The 20,117-nt window shown below is 66.4% G+C and carries 18 protein-coding genes; 14 read left to right on the forward strand and 4 right to left on the reverse strand.

All coding sequences use genetic code 11. The features are described from left to right. Positions 1 to 90 precede the first annotated feature (90 nt). The 8 genes from sucC (at position 91) to GGR90_RS16320 (ending at position 9,617) form a co-directional block, all read left to right on the forward strand. Positions 91 to 1,296 carry an ADP-forming succinate--CoA ligase subunit beta gene (gene sucC / locus GGR90_RS16285; protein ID WP_167922434.1) on the forward strand — a complete coding sequence of 402 codons (1,206 nt, stop codon included), beginning with the start codon at positions 91 to 93 and terminating at the stop codon, positions 1,294 to 1,296. A gap of 224 nt (positions 1,297 to 1,520) precedes the next feature. After that, the gene (locus GGR90_RS16290) at positions 1,521 to 2,270 is read left to right on the forward strand and encodes an electron transfer flavoprotein subunit beta/FixA family protein (protein ID WP_167922435.1); all 750 of its coding nucleotides are present in this window, start codon (positions 1,521 to 1,523) and stop codon (positions 2,268 to 2,270) included. Then, on the forward strand, positions 2,267 to 3,196 hold the full coding sequence (locus GGR90_RS16295) for an electron transfer flavoprotein subunit alpha/FixB family protein (protein WP_167922436.1): 930 nt from the start codon (positions 2,267 to 2,269) through the stop codon (positions 3,194 to 3,196). The genes GGR90_RS16290 and GGR90_RS16295 overlap by 4 nt, the downstream gene beginning before the upstream one ends. Before the next feature lie 6 nt (positions 3,197 to 3,202). After that, positions 3,203 to 4,543, forward strand: a complete 1,341-nt coding sequence (locus GGR90_RS16300) for a DUF389 domain-containing protein (protein ID WP_167922437.1) — start codon at positions 3,203 to 3,205, stop codon at positions 4,541 to 4,543. A gap of 92 nt (positions 4,544 to 4,635) precedes the next feature. Further along, positions 4,636 to 5,916 carry a serine hydrolase domain-containing protein gene (locus GGR90_RS16305; protein WP_167922438.1) on the forward strand — a complete coding sequence of 427 codons (1,281 nt, stop codon included), beginning with the start codon at positions 4,636 to 4,638 and terminating at the stop codon, positions 5,914 to 5,916. Positions 5,917 to 6,001: 85 nt separating this feature from the next. Beyond that, positions 6,002 to 6,889 (forward strand): energy transducer TonB, encoded by an 888-nt coding sequence (locus GGR90_RS16310; RefSeq protein ID WP_167922439.1) that lies wholly within the window; start codon positions 6,002 to 6,004, stop codon positions 6,887 to 6,889. 68 nt (positions 6,890 to 6,957) lie between these two features. Continuing rightward, positions 6,958 to 8,301: a phosphotransferase family protein gene (locus GGR90_RS16315; protein WP_167922440.1), complete on the forward strand. Its 1,344-nt coding sequence runs from the start codon at positions 6,958 to 6,960 to the stop codon at positions 8,299 to 8,301. 20 nt (positions 8,302 to 8,321) lie between these two features. Next, positions 8,322 to 9,617 (forward strand): acyl-CoA dehydrogenase family protein, encoded by a 1,296-nt coding sequence (locus tag GGR90_RS16320; protein WP_167922441.1) that lies wholly within the window; start codon positions 8,322 to 8,324, stop codon positions 9,615 to 9,617. Between the two features lie 149 nt (positions 9,618 to 9,766). Here GGR90_RS16320 and GGR90_RS16325 read toward each other — a convergent pair whose 3' ends face one another. Then, positions 9,767 to 10,078, reverse strand: a complete 312-nt coding sequence (locus GGR90_RS16325) for an alkylphosphonate utilization protein (protein WP_167922442.1) — start codon at positions 10,076 to 10,078, stop codon at positions 9,767 to 9,769. Positions 10,079 to 10,095: 17 nt separating this feature from the next. Then, entirely contained in the window at positions 10,096 to 10,845 is a 750-nt protein-coding gene (locus GGR90_RS16330) for a class I SAM-dependent methyltransferase (RefSeq protein WP_167922443.1), read from the reverse strand. A gap of 124 nt (positions 10,846 to 10,969) precedes the next feature. On the opposite strand from GGR90_RS16330, the gene GGR90_RS16335 reads away from it, so the two are divergent. Beyond that, complete coding sequence (locus tag GGR90_RS16335) at positions 10,970 to 12,709, forward strand: N-acyl-D-amino-acid deacylase family protein (RefSeq protein WP_167922444.1); 1,740 nt, start codon at positions 10,970 to 10,972, stop codon at positions 12,707 to 12,709. A 106-nt stretch (positions 12,710 to 12,815) separates the two neighbouring features. Here the strand turns inward: GGR90_RS16335 and GGR90_RS16340 are convergent, their stop codons facing one another. After that, entirely contained in the window at positions 12,816 to 14,165 is a 1,350-nt protein-coding gene (locus GGR90_RS16340) for a DUF885 domain-containing protein (protein ID WP_167922445.1), read from the reverse strand. A 10-nt stretch (positions 14,166 to 14,175) separates the two neighbouring features. Continuing rightward, positions 14,176 to 15,420, reverse strand: a complete 1,245-nt coding sequence (gene nhaA / locus GGR90_RS16345; protein WP_245198734.1) for a Na+/H+ antiporter NhaA — start codon at positions 15,418 to 15,420, stop codon at positions 14,176 to 14,178. On the opposite strand from nhaA, the gene GGR90_RS19550 reads away from it, so the two are divergent. The 5 genes from GGR90_RS19550 to GGR90_RS16365 all read left to right on the forward strand — a co-directional run bounded on the left by GGR90_RS19550 (position 15,341) and on the right by GGR90_RS16365 (position 19,938). Continuing rightward, on the forward strand, positions 15,341 to 15,544 hold the full coding sequence (locus GGR90_RS19550) for a hypothetical protein (protein ID WP_245198778.1): 204 nt from the start codon (positions 15,341 to 15,343) through the stop codon (positions 15,542 to 15,544). The genes nhaA and GGR90_RS19550 overlap by 80 nt on opposite strands. A gap of 42 nt (positions 15,545 to 15,586) precedes the next feature. Next, complete coding sequence (locus GGR90_RS16350) at positions 15,587 to 17,011, forward strand: glycosyl transferase family protein (protein ID WP_167922447.1); 1,425 nt, start codon at positions 15,587 to 15,589, stop codon at positions 17,009 to 17,011. After that, entirely contained in the window at positions 17,011 to 18,153 is a 1,143-nt protein-coding gene (locus tag GGR90_RS16355) for a hypothetical protein (protein WP_167922448.1), read from the forward strand. The genes GGR90_RS16350 and GGR90_RS16355 overlap by 1 nt, the downstream gene beginning before the upstream one ends. A gap of 106 nt (positions 18,154 to 18,259) precedes the next feature. Further along, complete coding sequence (locus GGR90_RS16360; protein ID WP_167922449.1) at positions 18,260 to 19,168, forward strand: sulfite exporter TauE/SafE family protein; 909 nt, start codon at positions 18,260 to 18,262, stop codon at positions 19,166 to 19,168. Continuing rightward, the gene (locus GGR90_RS16365; RefSeq protein WP_167922450.1) at positions 19,165 to 19,938 is read left to right on the forward strand and encodes a TIGR02186 family protein; all 774 of its coding nucleotides are present in this window, start codon (positions 19,165 to 19,167) and stop codon (positions 19,936 to 19,938) included. The genes GGR90_RS16360 and GGR90_RS16365 overlap by 4 nt, the downstream gene beginning before the upstream one ends. Positions 19,939 to 20,117 lie beyond the last annotated feature (179 nt).

Below are 20,117 nucleotides of genomic sequence, written 5' to 3' on the forward strand. Positions count from 1 at the left end.
GGGCGTCCGGGGGTAGAATTGCCGCCGAACTTGTGCTTAGGCGGCGCCGATCCTCTCCCCTTTTCAGAGTCGAAAGGCCCGGCAGACCTTATGAACATCCACGAATATCAGGCGAAAGAACTGCTCGCGAAATTTGGCGTCGCTGTCCCCAAGGGCATCGCCGCGATGAGTGTCGAGGAAGCCGTCGCGGCGGCGAAGCAGCTTCCCGGGCCGCTCTATGTGGTGAAGTCGCAGATCCACGCCGGCGGCCGCGGCAAGGGCAAGTTCAAGGAGCTGGCCCCCGACGCCAAGGGCGGCGTCCGCCTCGCCAAGACGATCGAGGAAGTCGAAGCGCACGCCAAGGACATGCTCGGCAACACGCTGGTGACGATCCAGACCGGCGAAGCCGGCAAGCAGGTGGGTCGCCTCTACATCACCGACGGCGCCGACATTAAGCAGGAATTCTACCTCGCCTTGCTCGTCGATCGCGCCACCAGCCGCATCGCGGTCGTCGCCTCGACCGAGGGCGGCATGGACATCGAAACCGTCGCGCACGACACGCCCGAGAAGATCCACACCATCACCATCGATCCCGCCACCGGGATTCAGCCGCACCATGGCCGCAGCGTCGCCGCGGCGCTCGGCCTGTCGGGCGATCTCGCCAAGCAAGCCGCCAAAGTCCTCGGCGGGCTTTATGCCGCGTTCCTCGGCACCGATGCCGAACAGATCGAAATCAACCCGCTCGCCGTGTGTGAAGGCAAGGATGGCGACGAACTGCTCGTCCTCGATGCCAAGGTTGCGTTCGACGGCAATGCGATGTTCCGCCACAAGGACCTCGCCGAGCTTCGCGACCTGACCGAGGAAGACCCGGCCGAGGTCGAGGCGTCGGAATATGACCTCGCCTATATCAAGCTCGACGGCAATATCGGCTGCATGGTCAATGGCGCCGGACTCGCGATGTCGACGATGGACATCATCAAGCTCAACGGCGAGTTCCCCGCCAACTTCCTCGACGTCGGCGGCGGCGCTTCGAAGGAAAAGGTCACCGCGGCGTTCAAGATCATCCTCAAGGACCCCGCCGTGAAGGGCATCCTCGTCAACATCTTCGGCGGCATTATGAAGTGCGACATCATCGCCGACGGCATCGTCGCCGCGGCGAAGGAAGTGAACCTGTCGGTCCCGCTCGTCGTCCGCCTGGAGGGCACGAACGTCCAGCAGGGCAAGGACATCCTCGCCAACTCGGGCCTGCCGATCGTCGCGGCCAACGATCTCGGCGATGCGGCAAAGAAAATCGTCGCCGAGGTTCGCGCGGCGTAAGCTAAGCCCTCTCCCCTTGGGGAGAGGATAGGAAGACTTGGGCCGCAGGCCCTATCGGACTTGGTGAGGGCCTGTGACGTCTCACACCCTCACCAAGCTTCGACTAGGCAGCAAGCTGCCAAGTCTGCGCATCCCTCTCCCCAAGGGGAGAGGGTCAAGGTTGACGTTTACGTAAACGCCAATTATGACGCAGTGCACAATTTGCTGAGAGGAGCTTTGAGCCCATGAAAATCCTCGTCCCCGTCAAGCGGGTGCTCGATTATAATGTGAAGCCGCGGGTCAAGCCCGACGGCACCGGCGTCGATCTCGCCAATGTGAAGATGTCGATGAACCCGTTCGACGAGATCGGGGTCGAAGAAGCGATCCGCCTGAAGGAAAAGGGCGTCGCGACCGAGATTATCGCCGTCAGCGTCGGCCCGGTGAAGGCGCAGGAAACGCTCCGCACCGCGCTCGCGATGGGCGCCGACCGCGCGATCCTCGTCCAGACCGACGATGCCGTCGAGCCGCTGGCACTCGCGAAAATCTTCAAGGCGATCGCCGACGCCGAACAGCCCGGCCTTGTCATCCTCGGCAAGCAGGCGATCGACGACGACAACAACCAGACCGGCCAGATGCTCGCCGCGCTGACCGGCTGGGCGCAGGGCACCTTCGCCAGCGCGGTCAATGTCGAGGGCGATAGCGTCAACGTGACGCGCGAAGTCGACGGCGGTCTCGAAACGGTGAAGCTCAAGCTTCCCGCGATCGTCACCACCGACCTTCGTTTGAACGAGCCGCGCTACGCGAGCTTGCCGAACATCATGAAGGCGAAGTCGAAGCCGCTCGATACCAAGTCGCCCGCCGATTACGGCGTCGACACGGCGCCCCGCGTCAAGACGGTGAAGGTGTCCGAACCGCCCGTCCGCTCGGCCGGGGTCAAGGTCGCCGATGTCGATGAACTGGTTGCCAAGCTGAAGGCGATGGGAGTGCATTCATGAAAACGCTCGTTTGGGTCGAACATGACGGCAGCGCCGTCAAGGATGCCACGCTCGCCGCGGTGACTGCCGCGTCGAAGCTCGGCGAAGTCCACCTGCTCGTCGCCGGTGAAGGCGTCGATGGCGTCGCGAAAGCTGCCGCGCAGATCGCGGGCGTCGGCAAGGTCCATGTCGCCGACAATGCCGCTTTCGGTCATAACCTGCCCGAAAATGTCGCGCCGCTCGTCGCCGAGCTGATGGGCAGCCACGATGCGTTCCTCGCGCCCGCGACGACCACCGGCAAGAATATCGCGCCGCGTGTCGCCGCGCTGCTCGACGTGATGCAGATTTCGGAAATCCTGTCGGTCGAAGGTCCGAAGACCTTCACCCGCCCGATCTACGCCGGCAACGCGATCGCGACCGTCGAGAGTGGCGACGCGAAGCTGGTCCTGACCGTCCGCGGTACCGCGTTCGAAAAGGCCGCGACCTCGGGCGGTTCGGGCACTGTCGAAGCCGTCTCGGCGGGCAGCGATGCCGGTATCTCGAGCTTCGTTGGCGCCGAAATCGCCAAGTCGGAGCGTCCCGAGCTCACCTCGGCGAAGATCATCGTGTCGGGTGGCCGCGCGCTCGGCTCATCCGAGAAATATGAAGAAGTCATCGTCCCGCTCGCCGACAAGCTCGGCGCGGCGCTCGGTGCTTCGCGCGCCGCGGTCGATGCGGGCTATGTCCCCAACGACTATCAGGTCGGCCAGACCGGCAAGATCGTCGCGCCGCAGGTCTATTTCGCGATCGGCATCTCGGGCGCGATCCAGCACCTTGCCGGCATGAAGGATTCGAAGACGATCGTCGCGATCAACAAGGACGAAGACGCGCCGATCTTCCAGGTCGCCGACCTCGGCCTCGTCGCCGATCTCTTCAACGCCGTTCCCGAGCTGACCGGCAAGATCTGATCCGCCGTGACCGGCGACCATCCCGGAGTGCCCGGATTGGGCGACGCGCCCTTTACGGCCGGTGGGCGCCGGGCGGCCTGGGACGACGATGATGACGCAGCGGTCGAGGGCGACGACGCTCCCGACCGCTCGTTGATTCTGGCGAGCGTCGCGCGCGACGCGCGGCTCGACAAGAAATTCCTGCTGCTCATCACGCTGTCGGCGGCGATCGCGACGCTCGGCCTGTTGCAGAATTCGGCGGCGGTGGTGATCGGCGCGATGCTCGTGTCGCCGCTGCTCGGCCCGATCATGGGGATCGGCTTCGGTCTCGCGACGCTCGAAAGCAATCTGATCAAGCGCTCGCTGGTGACGATGGCGGCGGGCATGGCGGTCGCGATTCTCGTCGCGATGCTGCTCGTCTGGCTTTCCCCGATCGCCGACGTCACGTCCGAACTTCGCGCCAGAACGCAGCCGACGCTGCTCGATCTCGGCGTCGCCGTCGTCGGCGGTATCGCCGGCGTCTATGCGATCATGCGGAAACTGTCGGGCGTCATGGTCGGCGTCGCCATCGCCACCGCGCTCGTGCCGCCGCTCTCGACGATCGGTTTCGGTCTCGCGACGGGGCGGGCCGATTTCGCACTCGGCGCGGCGCTGCTCTTCTTGACCAACACGCTCGCGATCGCCTTCGCCGCGACGATCGTCGCGCGGCTCAATCGCTTCGGCCCGTCGCTGACCCCGCAGCATACGGCGATGCAGGTCGTCGGTATCTTCGTCACGCTCGGCATCCTCTCGATACCCCTCGCGCTGTCGCTCAACGACATCGCGCGCGAACTGCGGGCGCGCACGGCGGTCCAGTCCGAACTCGGCCGGTTGCTCGGCAAGGACGACCGGATCGACAGCCTGAACGTCCGGCTCGATGGCGATGACGTCGCGGTCGACGGCGTCGTTCTGGTTGACCAATATGCGTCGCGGCTCAACGCGGCGCTCGCCGGCAAGGTCGCGGGCCAGCTCGACCGCGACGTGCGCGTGAGCATCGTCCAGCTCCGGCAGCAGACGAATGCCGCCGCCGAATATGAAGAACAGCTGGGGCGTCGTATCGCCGCCCTCGAGCAGCGCGGGGGTGACAGCGACGCGATCCTCGCCGGGCTGACCGTCGGCGAATTGCTGCCGCGCGACCGCGTGCTGATCGACGCGCAGGCGCGCCGCGTGATCGTGCAGCGCGACCCCGAGGCCGAGGGCGAGCAGGTCGCCGCCGCGATCGACCGCATCATGGCGTCGGTGCAGGCGGATTATCCGCAATGGCTGATCCAGAACGGTAGCCTCACCGTGGCGGAAGCGCCCGCGGAGGAAGCTGCCGCGGCCGAATAGCCGTCCGCAGACCTATTCGCCTTGACCCGTCGCGCCCGATCGCATCGGATGGTTCCGATCGCGGCGAAGGACCGGGACAGGGGAGAGACGATATGCGCGGCAAGCGACTGGCACTGGCGATGATGATGGCGTGTGCGGGATCGGCGGTGATCGCCGCCCCGTTATTTGCACAAGCTGCCCCCGCTGAAACGTTCAAGATCGACAGGAAGCGGATCGACGCGGCGCTCGCCGCGATGATCGCCGACGGCCGCGCGGCGGGCACCTCGGCGCTGATCTGGCAGGACGGGCGCGAAGTCTATTTCGGCAACGCCGGAATGGCCGACCGCGAAGCGAAGCGCCCGATGCGCCGCGACACGATCGCGCAAATCTATTCGATGACCAAGCCCGTCACCGGCGTGGCGCTGATGCGGCTTTGGGAGCAGGGCAAGTTCCGTCTCGATGACCCGCTCGCCAAATATCTCCCCGAATATGCGAACATGCGCGTCTATGCGGGCAAGGATGCCGCGGGCCAGCCGCGCTACGTCGCCGCCGAGCGGCCGATCACGGTGCGCGACATCCTGCGCCACACCGCGGGCTTCGCCTATGGCGCCGGACCGACGCCCGCGCACGATGCCTATGTCGCCGCCGAGCCGCTCGCGCTGGCGGTCCCGCTTTCGGAAGCGAGCAAGCGCCTCGCGACGGTTCCGCTGCTCTATCAGCCCGGCACGCAGTGGGAGTATAGCATCGCGGTCGACGTGCAGGCGGCGCTGGTCGAGAAGCTTTCGGGCCAGCCCTTCGCCGACTATGTCCGCGCGCATATCTTCGAACCGCTGAAGATGACCGAGACCGCGTGGCGCCAGCCCGATGCGCGGCTGCCGCGCTTCGCGGCGATGAATGTGAAGCGGGACGGCAAGCTGGTTCAGCAGCCGGCGGCGGAGGCGCAGACGCTCAATTTCGAAGATCATGCGCTGACGCCAGGCGGCTTCGGCCTTGCCTCCACCCTCGACGATTATTCGCGTTTCGCGCGGATGCTGCTGAACAAGGGCAGCCTCGACGGCGTGCGCATCCTCAAGCCCTCGACCGTCAAGCTGATGGCGACCGATCAGCTCGACCCCGCGATCAAGGAGCGCGCGTGGCTTCCCGGCAAGGGTGCGGTCGGCTTCGGCTTCGACTTCGCCGTGCGCAAGTCGCCGCCACAAACCGCCGAGGAAAATCGCGGCGCGACGGGCGAGTATTTCTGGGACGGCATGGCCTCGACCTTGTTCTGGGTCGATCCGGCGAACAAGCTGACCGCGGTCTTTTTCGTCCAGACGATCCCCTATGACGGCACGCTCCACCACGATTTCCGCGCGGCGGTCTATGGGCCGGACTATCGGGGACCGGCAGGCGACTGAGGCCGGAACCCCAGGCGGCCGGGTTCGGTGACGGCGTTGCCGCCGGCTACTTGCGCGTTCCCGATCTCCGACTTAAGCTCGCACTATGGGGCGCAGGGGATTGGCGATTTCGGTCGGGCTGGCATGGCTCGCCGCGGCGGGAGCCGCGCAGGCGGCCGATGATGTGCTCGAGCTGACGCCGACCGCGCCATGGCACGTCCATTATGCCGACGATTATTGCCGGCTCGCGCGGATATTCGGCACCGACGAGCAGAAGATCATATTCTCGATCGAACAGGATGCGCCAGGCGACAGTTTTCGCATGACGCTGACGGGGCCGATGCTGGACGGGCCGACTCGCAAGGGCAAGGCGAGCATCACCTTCGGAGCGATGCCTGAGCAGCAAATCATGTTCTTCCCGGGGACGGTGGGGGAGGGTCAACCGGCCTGGATCTTTGGTGATTCGGCGCGGATCAAGCCCTATTCGGCGGAAAAAATCGCATCCGCCGACGATCAGGGCATCCGGTACGAGCCGATTACCGAGGCTGAAGAGGCGGCCGTCACCAGCGTGACGATCGGCCGGCCGCTTCGCGATCCGGTACGGCTCAAGACCGGACCGATGAAGGCGGCGTTCGCCGCGATGCGCAGCTGCACCGATGAATTGCTCGATCATTGGAGCATCGATGTCGCACGGCATCGCGAGCTTTCGCGCTGGGCCACGCCGATCGGCAATCCGGCGAAATGGCTGCGCAGCGGCGATTATCCGCGCGCCATGCTCACCAAATGGCAGCCGGGCATCGTGCGCTTCCGCCTCTCGGTCGGCGCCGACGGCACGCCGACCGCCTGCCATATCCAGCGTTCGACGAATAGCGAAGGGTTCGACGATGCGGTGTGCAAGGGGGTGATGCGCCGGGCGCGCTTCGAACCGGCGCTGGACAAGGACGGCCGGCCGATCGCCTCCTATTATGTCAACGTGGTCCGGTTTCAATTCTGACATATTTGCGCGCGCACCGGGCACGAAAACGGCTTGCGGTGATCGAAAATACTTAGCATCATTAAGTAATGACCGATCTCTCCGAACCGCTGTCCGCCTTGATGTCCCGCATTGCCGGGCCGGGCACCCTTTCGGGCTTGTCGCGGCTGTCGGGCGGCGCGAATATGGAGAGCTGGGCCTTCGAATGGGGCGAAGCGGAGAAAGCCGTCGCTTATGTTCTGCGCCGCGCGCCGTCGGCGGCCTATATGGCGGATCGTCCGTTCGGCCATGTCGACGAGGCGGCGCTGGTCGTGGCGTCATTCGACGCGGGCGTGAAGGCGCCCGAGGTGGTGGGGGTGCTGGAGGCGGGCGACGGGCTCGGCACGGGCTATGTGATGCGGCGCGTGATGGGCGAAGTGTCGCCGGCGGCGATATTGGATGCGCCGCCCCCGTCGCTGCTCGGCGACCTCGCGCGCGAACTGGCGCGCATCCACGCCGTCCCGCTGGAGAGGGTGCCTGCGGCGATCCCGCTGATGGACACCGGCGCGGCGCTGGCCGAACTCAAGGCGCGCTTCCTCGCCTATGGCGGCGACCGTCCGGTGATCGCGCTGGCAATCCGCTGGTGCGAGGAGCATCTGCCCGAGCCGGCGGCGCCGGTGCTGGTGCATGGCGATTACCGCATGGGCAATGTGATGGTCGACGGAAAGGGCCTTGCGGCGGTGCTCGACTGGGAACTGGCGCATCGCGGCGACGCGCATGAGGATCTGGCGTTCGGCTGCATGAGCGTGTGGCGTTTCGGGCGGCTCGACAAGCCGGCGTTCGGGGTCGGGAGCCTCGCCGATTATTTTGCCGCGTATGAGGCCGCGGGCGGCGTCGAGGTCGACCCGGCGCGCTTTCGCTTCTGGCTGATCTACCGCACGCTCTGGTGGGCGCTGGGGTGTTTGCAGATGGGGCAGGCGTGGCGGAGCGGCGCCGACCGGACGGTCGAGCGCGTCGTCGTCGGGCGGCGGACCGCCGAACAGGAGCTCGACCTCGTGCGTCTGCTCGAAGAGGAAGCGCCCGAGACTGAGCGGGCGCGGGCCTTGCCGCCACCGCCCGATCCGGCACCGGCGCCCACGGGCGAGCCGAGCAATGCCGAGATAGTGCAGGCGGTGCGCGACTGGATCGAAGGGTCGATCAAGCCCACCTCGCAAGGTCATGCCAAGTTCGAGGCGGTGGTGGCGATGAACGCGCTCGGCATCGTGTTGCGCGACCTCGGGGCGGACGTGCGCGCCGAGGATCGCGATCTGGCGGCCGCGTTGCTGCGCGGCGAACGGACGCTCGCCGAAGCGGGGCTGCTCGCGAAGCTGCGGCGCGATGTGCTGGGCAAATGCGCGGTCGACAGCCCCAAATATGCGCCGCTGGCGGCGGCGCGCGCCGACTGGCGCGAATAGAACAGGACAGGGAGAGAGACATGGATTTTGCGATGCCCGCCGACTTGCAGGCGTATCTCGACGAGCTCGACGCGTTTATCGAAGCCGAGATCAAACCGATCGAGCTCGCCGACGACAATATCCGCTTCTTCGACCATCGCCGCGAGCACGCGCGCACCGACTGGGACAATCAGGGTCTGCCGCGGCACGAGTGGGAGCAACTGCTCAAGCAGGCCACCCGCAAGGCCGATGCCGCAGGTCACTGGCGCTTCTCGGCGCCCAAGAAATACGGCGGCAAGGGCGGCAGCAACCTGTGGATGGCGGTGATCCGCGAACATTTCGCCGCGCAGGGGCTGGGGCTGCACAACGACCTCCAGAACGAGCATAGCATCGTCGGCAACTTCCCCTTCGTCGAGATGTTCGAGCAGTTCGCGACGAGCGAGGAGCAGAAGCAGGAATTCATCCTTGGCGGTTTCGAAGGCAGGCGCCGCACCGCCTTCGGGCTCACCGAACCCGATCATGGATCGGACGCGACGCATATGGAGACGCGCGCGGTGCGCGAGACCCGCGACGGCGTCGAGGGCTGGCGGATCGACGGCGCCAAGATGTGGACGACGGGGATGCACGTCGCGACGCACTGCGCGACCTTCTGCCGCACCAGCGGGAACGACGGCGACGCCAAGGGCATCACCTGCCTGCTCGTGCCGAATCCGTCGCCGGGGCTGAAGATCGAGGAATATCTCTGGACCTTCAACATGCCGACCGATCACCCGCGCGTCAGCTTCACCGACGTGTGGGTGCCCGACAGCGCGCGGCTGGGGCCCGAGGGGGGCGGCCTGTCGATCGCGCAGAGCTTCGTTCATCAGAACCGTATCCGGCAGGCGGCGTCCTCGCTCGGCGCGGCGGTCTATTGCATCGAGGAGAGCGTCCGATACGCGCGCGAGCGCAAGCCCTTCGGCGAGGCGCTGGCGAAGAACCAGGCGATCCAGTTCCCGCTCGTCGAACTCGCGACGCAGGCCGAGATGCTGCGGCTGCTGATCCGCAAGACCGCGTGGGACATGGACAATACGCCACACAAGGAAATCGAACGCACGCTCTCCGACAAGGTCAGCATGTGCAATTACTGGGCGAACCGGCTTGTCTGCGAGGCGGCCGACCGCGCGATGCAGGTGCATGGCGGCATCGGCTATTCGCGCCACAAGCCGTTCGAACATATCTATCGCCACCACCGCCGCTACCGCATCACCGAAGGCGCCGAGGAGATCCAGATGCGCAAGGTCGCGGCCTATCTGTTCGGCTATCTGGGGCCGCGCAAGGGGACGCTGGGGAAGGTCTGACGCCCCCCTGGATCACGTTAAAAAGGCCATGGGTCCCCGCGAAGGCGGGGACCCATCACCTGCCGGTGCAAGATCGAACCGACGGGAGATGGACCCCGCCTTCGCAGGAGCACATAGTTTCTCAAATGATCGAAGCTGAGCGCGTCGGACTACCGCTTCCGCACGAACTCCGTTCGCAACACCAGCCCCTTGATCCCCTCGTAGCGGCAGTCGATCTCCTCGGGATCGGCGGTCAGCCGGATCGACTTGATGACCGTGCCGACCTTCAGCGTCTGGCCCGCGCCCTTCACCGGCAAATCCTTGATCAGGACGACCGAGTCCCCGTCGCTCAGCACATTGCCGACCGCATCCTTCGCTTCGGGCAGCGCATTCGCCGCCGCCGCCCGCTCGCGCGCCGCGCTCGCGGGCAGCCATTCGCCGCTCGCCTCATCATAGACATAGTCTTCGTCGTCATTGCTCATCGCGCCGCCCTAGCGCCTCATCCCGGTTTGCGGAAGCGCAGCGTGAACTGGTCGGTCTTGCCGCGGATTTCCTTGTCGAAGACATTGGCGGTGCGCGGGTCGTCGGCGCGCCTGTAAAGATCATTCTCGGCTTCGAGTTTGAAACCCGCCTTGGTCAGCGCCGCGACCACCGCATCCTTGTCGATCCGATGCAGGCTGTCGGACAGGGTCGTTCCGCTGCCGTCGGCGGCGCTATGGTCGACGACGACCAGCGTGCCGCCCGGTTTCAGCGCCGCGAACAGCGCCGCGCTCGCCTTGTCGCCGGTTCCGGCGGGGAAGGGCTTCAGATACAGGTCGTGGAAATTCTGCACCGTGATGATCGTATCGAGCGGCTGGGGAAAGGCGGGCGCGGCGAACGGTCCGGCGACGGCGTCGACATTGTCATAAGCGGCATCGACCGCGGCCTGGTCGTCGCCATATTGCTTCTTGAAGGCGATGAATTCGGCGGGCTGGAAGCCATAGACCTTGCCTGTCGGGCCGACCGCGGCGGCGAGCAGGCGCGTGACATAACCGCCGCCCATGACGAAATCTCCAACCTTTTCCCCCGGCGCGATCTCGGCGAACGCAAGCAAGTCGGCGGGCTTGCGCGCGGCATCGCGTTCGCGGTCGGCAGCGGGGCGCGCGGGATCGGCGAGCGCGGCCTGATAGTCGGAGGCCGCGGCTTCTTTGGCGGCGAGCGGGGTCGCCGACACGGCGAGCAGCAGGGCGAGGGTAAGCGGACGGATCATGGCATCGACTCCCGTGGTGTATCGCGCCGGTAATAACAGCATCGCGGCGCCTTCGCGCGCTTATTTGCATCCGGCGATTTTGATGATAGGTTTTCTCGTGAAACTAAAAAATCGGGAGACGGACATGTATGATCTGGTGATTCGCGGCGGCACTATCGTCGATGGTTCGGGCGGCGCGCCCTTTGTCGCGGATGTCGCGGTCGACGGCGACCGGATCGTTGCGGTCGGTGAAAGCCTCGGCGCGGGGCGCGAAGAAATCGACGCCAGCGGCAAGATCGTCACGCCGGGCTTCGTCGACGTCCACACCCATTATGACGGGCAGGCGACGTGGGACGCCGAAATGGCGCCGTCGAGCTGGCACGGCGTCACCACCGTCGTCATGGGCAATTGCGGCGTCGGTTTCGCCCCCGCCAGGCCCGACCGCCACGAATGGCTGATTTCGCTGATGGAAGGCGTTGAAGACATTCCCGGCACCGCGCTCGCCGAAGGCATGTCGTGGGATTGGGAGACCTTCCCCGAATATATGGACGCGCTCGAACGCCTGCCGCGCACCGTCGACGTCGCGTGCCACGTCCCGCACGGCGCGGTGCGCGCCTATGTGCTCGGCGATCGCGAAAAGCCCGGCGCGATCCCGACCGACGAAGACATCGCCGAAATGTCGCGCATCGTCGAGGAAGGCGTGCGCGCGGGCGCGCTCGGTTTCTCGACCAGCCGCACCGTGCTGCATAAATCGATCGACGGTGAGCTCGTCCCCGGCACCACGGCTACGCCTGAGGAGCTGATCGCGATCGGCCGCGCGATGGGGCGTGTCGGTTACGGCGTGTTCGAAATGGCGAGCGATTTGAAGCGCGAGTGGAACGAGTTTCAGTGGATGGGCGATCTCAGCCGCGAAACCGGGCTGCCGGTGACCTTCGCCGCGCTCCAGTCGATCGCCAAGGAACTGCCGCTCGAAGAGCAGATCGAGGAAATGCGGCGCCAGAACGCCACCGGCGCGAACATCGTCGCGCAGATCGCGCTGCGCGGCAACGGCATTATCATGGCGTGGCAGGGGACCGTGCACCCCTTCCGCTTCAAGCCGGCGTGGAACGAGATCATCGATCTGCCGTGGGACCAGCAGCTCGCGAAGCTGAAGGATCCGGCGTTCAAGGCGCGGATGATCGAAGAGGAGAATGTCTGGCCCGAAAGCGACATCCTCGATTTCCTCAAGATCGTGGCGCTCGGCTGGCCGGTGCAGTTCGAAATGGACCCCGATTTCAACTATGAGCCCAAGATGGACGAAAGCATCATGGCGCGCGCCACCGCGGCGGGCGTCTCGCCCGACGAATATGCCTATGAGCTGCTGATGAAGGACGACGGCAAGGGCTTCATCTATTTCCCGATTTTGAACTACCGCGACGGCAACCTCAATTTCCTCGAGGATCTGCAGGCGTCGGACGACACGGTGAACAGCCTGTCCGACGGCGGCGCGCATTGCGGGACGATCTGCGATGCGGCCTCGCCGACCTTCATGCTCCAGCATTGGGTGCGCGACCGCGCGGGACACCGCATCGCGCTCGAACATGCGATCAAGCGTCAATGCCGCGATACCGCGCTGCTCTATGGGCTCGAGGATCGCGGCGTGCTCGCGCCGGGCTATCTCGCCGACCTCAATGTCATCGACATGGACGCGATCAAGCTCGGCAAGCCGTGGCTCGCCTTCGACCTGCCAGCGGGCGGCAAGCGCCTGCTGCAAAAGGCCGACGGTTATGTCGCGACGGTCAAGTCGGGCGTCGTGACGTTCAAGGATGGCGCGATGCAGGGGCCAACCCCGGGCGGCGTCATTCGCGGCCCGCAGCGCGTCGAAATGGCGATGGCGGCGGAGTAGCCGTTTACGTCATCCCGGCGAAGGCCGGGATCTCACCATGGGAACATGACGCGCCGGCGAGATCCCGGCCTTCGCCGGGATGACGGAGTTTGCTGGCTGCGGTGGGTCAGCGCGCCAGCAAATCCGACGGCAGCGTCGGTTCGCTGACGATCTTCGCCATCCGCCGCCACATCTCGTCGCGCGACGGTTGGCCGCGCTCGACCCAGGCGCGCACCATCGTCTCGCCGAGGCCATAGTTGATCACATAGCTGCGATACTGGTCGGTGAAGCTCACCGATTGTTCGGCGCGCTGCGGTGAGACAAGCTGATATTTCTGCGTCAGCGCGACCGCCGTGGCGCGGTCGATTTCGCCGTCGAGATATTGCTGCGCGATCGTCAGCCGCCCCCCCGACGCGCGCTTGATCGCTTTCAAGAGCTGCCAGTAGCGGTCGTCGGACGGCACCGCGATCTCGGCGATCGGCATCAATATGTCGCGCTCGGTGTCGGCCTTGCTGCTGTCGGGGAAGGCGAGGTCGATGCCGTAATTGGCGCTTCCCTCGGCGATCAGGCTCTGCGGGCTGTAGAGCGGATAGACGCTGAACTCGGTCCAGCCGCGCTCCTTCACCAGCTTTTCCTCGAGCTTCATGTTGAGGAGGTGGTGGCCGGGGTAACCCTCGTGACAGCCAAGATCGAGCGCGCGCGAGAGGCGGATCGGCAGGTCGGTGTTGACCTGGATCAGGCTGTGGTAGCCGCCCTGATAATAATTATAGCCGCTCCAGCTCTTGTCCGTGACGAATTCGAGGCGGAAACTCTCGCCTTCGGGCATCGGGATATGCGCCATGCTGCGCCCGCGGCAGCGCGCGATCGCCGCGTCGAAGGTTTTTTGCAGCCGGTCCTTGGGGATGGTGAATCCGTCGAGATAGGCCTCGACGCGCGCCCAGAGCGCGCCTTCGCCCGGCACCAGCCTTTCGATTTTGGCGAGTTCGGCGTCGTAGCTCGCGAGCGGTTTCAGTCGCGGGCGCACGCCGAACAGCCGTTCGGCCTCGTCGGCGAAGGCGAAGCGCGTGCCCTGCATCATCATCAGCCGCGTCTCGGCGGCGCGGAGCTGGGCGCGAAGAAACGTCGCGCGGCGCTTGGCGAGCGTGTCGGAGATGCGCCGCGCCGCGAGATCGACCTCCGCCATCAGCGCGCGCGTCGCTGCGAGCAGCGCGGGCTTGTCGCGCGGCGCCGCCTCGGCCGCCTCTTTGAGTTCGGGCGGGCCGTAATAAGCATCGATATAGCCGGGCTCGTGGGTTCCGATTTCGAGGCTCAGCCGCAGATAGGCAGCGGCAATCCCGTCGAGCGCCTTCGTCGAGGCGGCGGCGCGGCGCACGTCGAGCGTCGCCACACCGAGCTCGGCAGGGGCTTTCGGCCCGGTGGCGGCGCAGCCCGCGAGGAGCGCGGCGGCGATCAGCGATAGCGAAATCAGCTTGGTCATGCCGGGCTGCTTAACCGTGCGCTTCGGAGGTGTCACGCACATCGCCGTCGGCGGCGATTTCGCCGTTGGACACGCTTTCGACCGCATCATGCTGCGGATGGAGCGGGGCGAAGCGCAGCACGGCGAAGCCGATAAGCGCCGCCGCAAGCGAGCCCATCAAGATGCCGATCTTCGCTTCCTCGACGAGCAGCGCATTGCCGGGGAAAGCGAGCCCGCCGATGAACAGGCTCATCGTGAAGCCGATCCCGCACAGCATCGCGACGCCATAGACCTGAAGCCAGGTCGCGCCGCGCAGCCGTCCCGCGATGCCGAGTTTGACCGCGAGCCATACGCTGCCGAAAATGCCGATCTGCTTGCCGAGGAACAGCCCGGCGGCGATGCCGAGCGGCAGCGGCGCGAACAACTGATCGACCCCGAGCTCGCGAACATCGACCCCGGCGTTAGCGAAGCCGAAGAGGGGGACGATGGCAAAGGCGACCCAAGGGTGCAGCGCATGTTCGAGGCGGTGCAGCGGCGAGGTCCGGCTGTCGGGCCCGCCGGGGGTGCGCTCGAACGGGATCGTCATCGCCGCGAGTACGCCCGCGATCGTCGCGTGGACGCCCGACAGCAGCATCGCATACCAGAGCAGAAGGAACATCAGCAGGTAGACGACGAGGCTCTTCACCCCCGAGCGGTTCATCGCGAACATGAGAGCGAGGATCGCGGCCGCCGCGCCGAGCGCGACCATATTGATCTTGGCGGTATAAAAGAGCGCGATGATCGCCACCGCGCCCATGTCGTCGACGATCGCGACCGTGACGAGAAACAATTTGAGCGAGGTCGGCGCGCGCTTGCCGAGCAGTGCAAGCACTCCCATCGCAAAGGCGATGTCGGTCGCCGCGGGAATGGCCCAGCCTTGCGCCAGCCCGGGCTCATCGCCGGCAAAGAGCATATAGAGCGCCGCGGGCACCGCCATACCCGCCGCGGCGGCGATGAACGGCAACCGCCGCCGGTCCCAGCTCGCGAGCCGGCCATCGACGAACTCGCGCTTGATCTCGAGCCCGACGAGCAGGAAGAAGACCGCCATCAGCCCGTCGTTGATCCACAAATGGACGGTCATCGGGCCGAGCTTGTCGGTCAATGTCGGGCCCGCCACCGCATGGATCGCATCGTGATAAAGCGGAGCGAGCGTCGAATTGGCGACGATCATTGCCAAAATGGCAGCGAAAATAAGCAATATGCCGCCGGCGCTCTCGCTTTCCAGAAAATCGCGCAATGCGGAACGGGGCGGAAAACTGCGACGCATGGATAAGTTACTTCCTTATTTCGTCAGCGAATTTGACGATCAAGCCTTGATCTCGGCCAGGCTTTACAAATCGGGTCTGTTCACTAGCACTTAGATGAGGTGACATTAGGTCATCGAGGGGCGCGGGGCTAGCATATTGGGGCTGTCGACCGCATGGCTGGAATGGTTGGTGCTGGGGGCCGGCCATGAACTGATGCTGTTCGCATCGGTCGGCATATTGCTGATCGGGCTCGACGACCTGCTGTTCGACGCCCTGTGGCTGGCGACGCGCCGCCGCGACCCGGCGCCGATTCCACACGCGCCGCCGATCGACGGGCGCTTCGCCATATTCGTGCCCGCGTGGGACGAAGCCGAGGTGCTCCCGGCGATGCTGCACCGGGCGCTCGCGGCATGGCGGGGGGAGGATTTCCGGCTCTATGTCGGCTGCTATCCCAACGACGCCGCGACGCTGTTCGCCGTGTCGCCGCTGGTCGCGTGCGACCGGCGGCTGCGGCTGGTGATCGGCAACCGCGAGGGTCCGACGACCAAGGGCGACAATCTCAACCGGCTGTGGGCGGCGCTGGGCGAGGACGAGCGCGCCGAAGGCATGCGTTTTGCCGCCATCGTTCTTCACGATGCCGAGGATCACGTCCACCGCGAGGAACTCGCGCTTTATCGCCGCCATCTCGGCGACGATGCGATGGTGCAAATTCCCGTCGTGCCACTGATCAAACGCAAGGAGCGATGGGTTGGCGGCCATTATGGCGACGAATTTGCCGAGGCGCACGGCAAGGAACTGGCCGTTCGCTCGCGCCTTGGCCTGCCGTTGCCCTCGGCGGGTGTCGGTTGCGCGCTGACGCGGAGCACGCTTGCGCTGCTGGCGATCGAGCGCGGCGGCGAGCCTTTCTGTTGCGACAGCCTGACCGAAGATTATGAGATCGGAATGCTGATCGGCGCCTATGGTCTTGGAACGCGCTTCGTCGACACGGTCGGGCCTGCCGGCGACCGGATCGCGTCGCGCGGCGCCTTCCCCCGCGAGGTCGAAAAGGCGGTGCGGCAGAAATCGCGCTGGATCGCGGGGATCGCACTCGCCGGGTGGGATCATCTCGGCTGGCCGGGCTCGCAGCGGAACGACGTCGGCGTTGCCGCGAGCCGCGCCTGGCTCGCGCGCTGGATGCTGTGGCGTGATCGCCGCGCACCGCTTGCCGCACTCATTCTCCTCGCCGCCTATGCCGGAGCGATCCTGACCGGTCTCGGCGTGGCGGGAGAGTGGCTTCTCGGCTGGAAAGGGATCGTCCTTGGAGAAGGCATGCGGCTGCTCCTCGCTTTCAATCTGCTGCTGCTCAGCTGGCGAATGGGAATGCGCGGTCATTTCACGGCGCGCTGGTACGGGCTTCGCGAGGCGCTGATTTCGGTGCCGCGCGCCTTCGTCGCGAACGTCATCGCGATTCTCGCGGCGCGCCGCGCGGTCACCATCTACTGGCGAATGCTGCGATCGGGCGAAGTGGTGTGGGACAAGACCGACCATTGCCAAGGCGAGCCGGTCCATCAGGATGCCTTCATCCGGCGGGCCGTGCGATGATGGTCCGGCGCATCGGCGCGCGCCGCGATGCGCCGGCGCTGCGCTTTCTGACGTTGTGCGTCGGCGGCTGGATAGCCCTGCGCGTTATGATGGTCTGGAGTCCCGCCATGTCGGTGCCCCCCGATGCCCCGGCGGCGCCGTGGGCGCCGCCATCGCCCTTTGCGGCGGGCGATGGCGCTGCGGATCGCCGGCCTTTTTCCGATAGTATGACAGCGGGGCTAATGGGCGCGCGCGGCGCGAGCCTGCTTCGTCCTGTGGCGGCGCAGCGGCCGAACGCGCTCGATGCGCTGCCCGCTGCCGATGTAGAGGCTCTTTCGGGAGGCTTTGGCGTCGACCGTCACAGTCTGCGCCTCGCGTTGATGGCGCGGCTGTTCCCGGCACGGCCGGGGGCCGGCGCGCGTTCGGCGGTCGGCGCGGGTGGGGCTTCATGGTTTCCGCTCGCGCCCGCCGCGGAGTCCGCGCCGGGGCAGGGCACGCCCTTCTGGATCCGGCGCCAGCTTTCGAACTGGTCGCTCGGCAGCTGGCTCTATCTGCGCGAAGGGGCCGGGAACGCGTCGGGGACGATCGGCGGGGCCAGCCAGCTTGGCGGCAGCCAGGCCGGACTTCGGCTCGCTTATGGTTTCGGCGAGACCGGACGGCTGCGCGCCTATGGCCGCGCCACGATGGCGCTGGGACGAACGCGGCAGCGCGAGCTTGCCTTTGGTCTTGCCTTCGCCCCGTTGGCGCAGCTGCCCGTCGATCTCGCGGTCGAGCAGCGCGTCGCGGCGGGCCCGGAAGGCCGTACCGCGCTCGCCGTCATGGCCAGCGGCGGCGTCTCGGATGTCGCGCTGCCCGCGGGTTTCCAGCTCGATGCCTATGCGCAGGCGGGCATCGTCGGCGCGCGGCGGCACGACGGCTTCGCCGACGGCGCGATCGTCGTCGACCGCCGTCTGGGCGACAGCGAAGCCTCGCTGCGGCTCGGCGCGCTCGCGGCGGGCGCGGTACAGCCGGGCGCGGCGCGCGTCGATGTCGGGCCGCGGCTGACGCTGCGCCTTCCCGAAGTCGGCGAAGGCAGCCGGATCGCGCTCGACTGGCGCCAGCGCGTCGCGGGCGATGCGCGCCCCGACAGCGGCCTCGCCCTGACCCTCGCCGCCGACTTCTGATCGCGGGAAAAAATAGCCGCCGCAGCCGATTCCCCGCCCGGAAAAAATACTCTAGGGTCGCGGGACTCGGCGCGGTTTCGCGCGTCGGCGAGCTTTAACGGGACCCATGGATCTCTACCTTCCAGTCGCCAATCTGTCGGTCAATGCGCTGGTCATCATCCTGCTCGGCGGCGGGGTGGGCTTCCTGTCGGGCATGTTCGGCGTCGGTGGCGGTTTCCTGACCACGCCGCTGCTCATCTTCTATGGCATTCCGCCGACGGTCGCGGCGGCGTCGGCCGCGACGCAGGTGACGGGGGCCAGCGTCTCGGGCGCGCTCGCGCATCTCGAACGCGGCGGGGTCGATTTGCGGATGGGCGCGGTGCTCGTCGCCGGCGGCCTGATCGGATCGCTGGTCGGCGCGGGGCTGTTCGAACTGCTCACCGCCTGGGGCCAGATCGATACGGTCATCAATATCCTCTATGTCGTGCTGCTCGGCTCGGTCGGCGGGATCATGGCGCGCGAGGCATTAGGCGCGCTGCGCAACATGCGCGCGGGGCTGCCCGCGCCCGCGCGCAAGCGGCGCCATCATCCGATGGTCGCCAATCTGCCGCTGCGTTGGCGCTTCTATCGCTCGGGCCTCTATATTTCGCCGCTCGCGCCGCTGATCCTGGGCATCATCGTCGGCATATTGACGATGCTGCTCGGCGTCGGCGGCGGCTTCATCATGGTGCCCGCGATGATCTTTCTCCTCGGCATGGGGACGCAGGTGGTCGTCGGCACGTCGCTGTTCCAGATATTGTTCGTCACGATCGCGGCGACGATGGTCCACGCGTTGACGACGGGCGCGGTCGATATCGTGCTCGCCGGGCTGCTGCTGCTGGGCAGCGTCACCGGGGCGCAAATCGGTGCGCGCTTCGCCCAGCGGGTGAAGCCCGAATATCTGCGCATGGCGCTGGCGGTCATCGTGCTGCTCGTCGCGGCGCGGATGGCGGTCGACCTGTTCATCCGTCCCGACGAAATCTACACGGTCCAATGACCGCGGTGCGCGCCTTGATCCTCGCGCTCGCGCTCCTATTGCTGCCGAGAGCCGCGGCGCAGGCCGCCGACCCGCGGCTCGTCCCCGACGTGTCGAGCCGCGCGATCGACATCCAGTACAGCTTCACCGGCGAGGAACTGCTGCTGTTCGGCGCGATCCTCTACCCCGGCCAGCGCCTGCCCGACGATCGCGCCGATATCGTCGTCGTGCTGAAGGGGCCGGTGCGGCCGATCGTGCTGCGCGAAAAGCAGCGCGTCGCGGGGATATGGGTCAACGCCAGCAGCATCCGGCTGCGCACCTCGCCCGGCTTCTATGCGATCGGATCGTCGCGTCCGATCGACAAGCTGGTCGATGAGCGGACCGCGGCGATCTTCGAGCTCGGCCTTGCCAATCTGTCGATGTCGCCGACCGGATTTCCGGAAGCGAAGACGCTCGAACGGTTCGAAGCGGGGCTGATCGACCTTTATCGCCGCGCGGGGCTCTTCGTCGAAAACCCCGCCTCCGTTGAAATTACCGAAGGCGTGCTCTATCGCGCCCGCATCCCCGTGCCGGCGCGCGTTCCGGTGGGGACGTACCGCGCCGAAACCTATCTGATCAGCCGCGGCCGCGTGCTCGCGGTCGCATCGCGCGACGTTCAGATCCGCAAGGCCGGTTTCGAACGGTTCGTCGCGCTCGCGGCGGAGCGCCACGGCTTTCTGTACGGTCTTTCGGCGGTGCTCCTGTCGCTGGTGCTCGGCTATGGCGCCTCGGCGATTTTCCGCCGTCGTTGAACATAAGCTTTTAGTCCTAAGTTCACGGCCTATTTACCCTCGTCTGCGATAGCCGGAGCCGGGACCACAATAGGCGGGGCGGACATATGGATATGCAAGGTGGCGGATTCGGCGCCGGGGATCTGACGGCGGCGCAGCACGTCCGTCTGGCGGGCGGCGGCGTGGCGGCGCCGGTCGCA

Origin of the sequence: Sphingopyxis italica (genome assembly GCF_011926545.1) — a bacterium.
In the GTDB taxonomy this organism is placed as follows: Bacteria; Pseudomonadota; Alphaproteobacteria; order Sphingomonadales; family Sphingomonadaceae; genus Sphingopyxis; species Sphingopyxis italica.

Excerpts from the sequence above, each read along its gene's own strand:
- GGR90_RS16320 (WP_167922441.1), top strand. The coding sequence starts at position 8,322 with ATGGATTTTGCGATGCCCGCCGACTTGCAGGCGTATCTCGACGAGCTC.
- GGR90_RS16325 (WP_167922442.1), bottom strand. The coding sequence starts at position 10,078 with ATGAGCAATGACGACGAAGACTATGTCTATGATGAGGCGAGCGGCGAA.
- GGR90_RS16360 (WP_167922449.1), top strand. The coding sequence starts at position 18,260 with ATGGATCTCTACCTTCCAGTCGCCAATCTGTCGGTCAATGCGCTGGTC.
- GGR90_RS16290 (WP_167922435.1), top strand. The coding sequence starts at position 1,521 with ATGAAAATCCTCGTCCCCGTCAAGCGGGTGCTCGATTATAATGTGAAG.
- GGR90_RS16335 (WP_167922444.1), top strand. The coding sequence starts at position 10,970 with ATGTATGATCTGGTGATTCGCGGCGGCACTATCGTCGATGGTTCGGGC.
- GGR90_RS16330 (WP_167922443.1), bottom strand. The coding sequence starts at position 10,845 with ATGATCCGTCCGCTTACCCTCGCCCTGCTGCTCGCCGTGTCGGCGACC.
- GGR90_RS16295 (WP_167922436.1), top strand. The coding sequence starts at position 2,267 with ATGAAAACGCTCGTTTGGGTCGAACATGACGGCAGCGCCGTCAAGGAT.
- GGR90_RS16310 (WP_167922439.1), top strand. The coding sequence starts at position 6,002 with ATGGGGCGCAGGGGATTGGCGATTTCGGTCGGGCTGGCATGGCTCGCC.
- GGR90_RS16315 (WP_167922440.1), top strand. The coding sequence starts at position 6,958 with ATGACCGATCTCTCCGAACCGCTGTCCGCCTTGATGTCCCGCATTGCC.
- GGR90_RS16355 (WP_167922448.1), top strand. The coding sequence starts at position 17,011 with ATGGTCCGGCGCATCGGCGCGCGCCGCGATGCGCCGGCGCTGCGCTTT.
- GGR90_RS16305 (WP_167922438.1), top strand. The coding sequence starts at position 4,636 with ATGCGCGGCAAGCGACTGGCACTGGCGATGATGATGGCGTGTGCGGGA.
- GGR90_RS16340 (WP_167922445.1), bottom strand. The coding sequence starts at position 14,165 with ATGACCAAGCTGATTTCGCTATCGCTGATCGCCGCCGCGCTCCTCGCG.
- GGR90_RS16365 (WP_167922450.1), top strand. The coding sequence starts at position 19,165 with ATGACCGCGGTGCGCGCCTTGATCCTCGCGCTCGCGCTCCTATTGCTG.
- sucC (WP_167922434.1), top strand. The coding sequence starts at position 91 with ATGAACATCCACGAATATCAGGCGAAAGAACTGCTCGCGAAATTTGGC.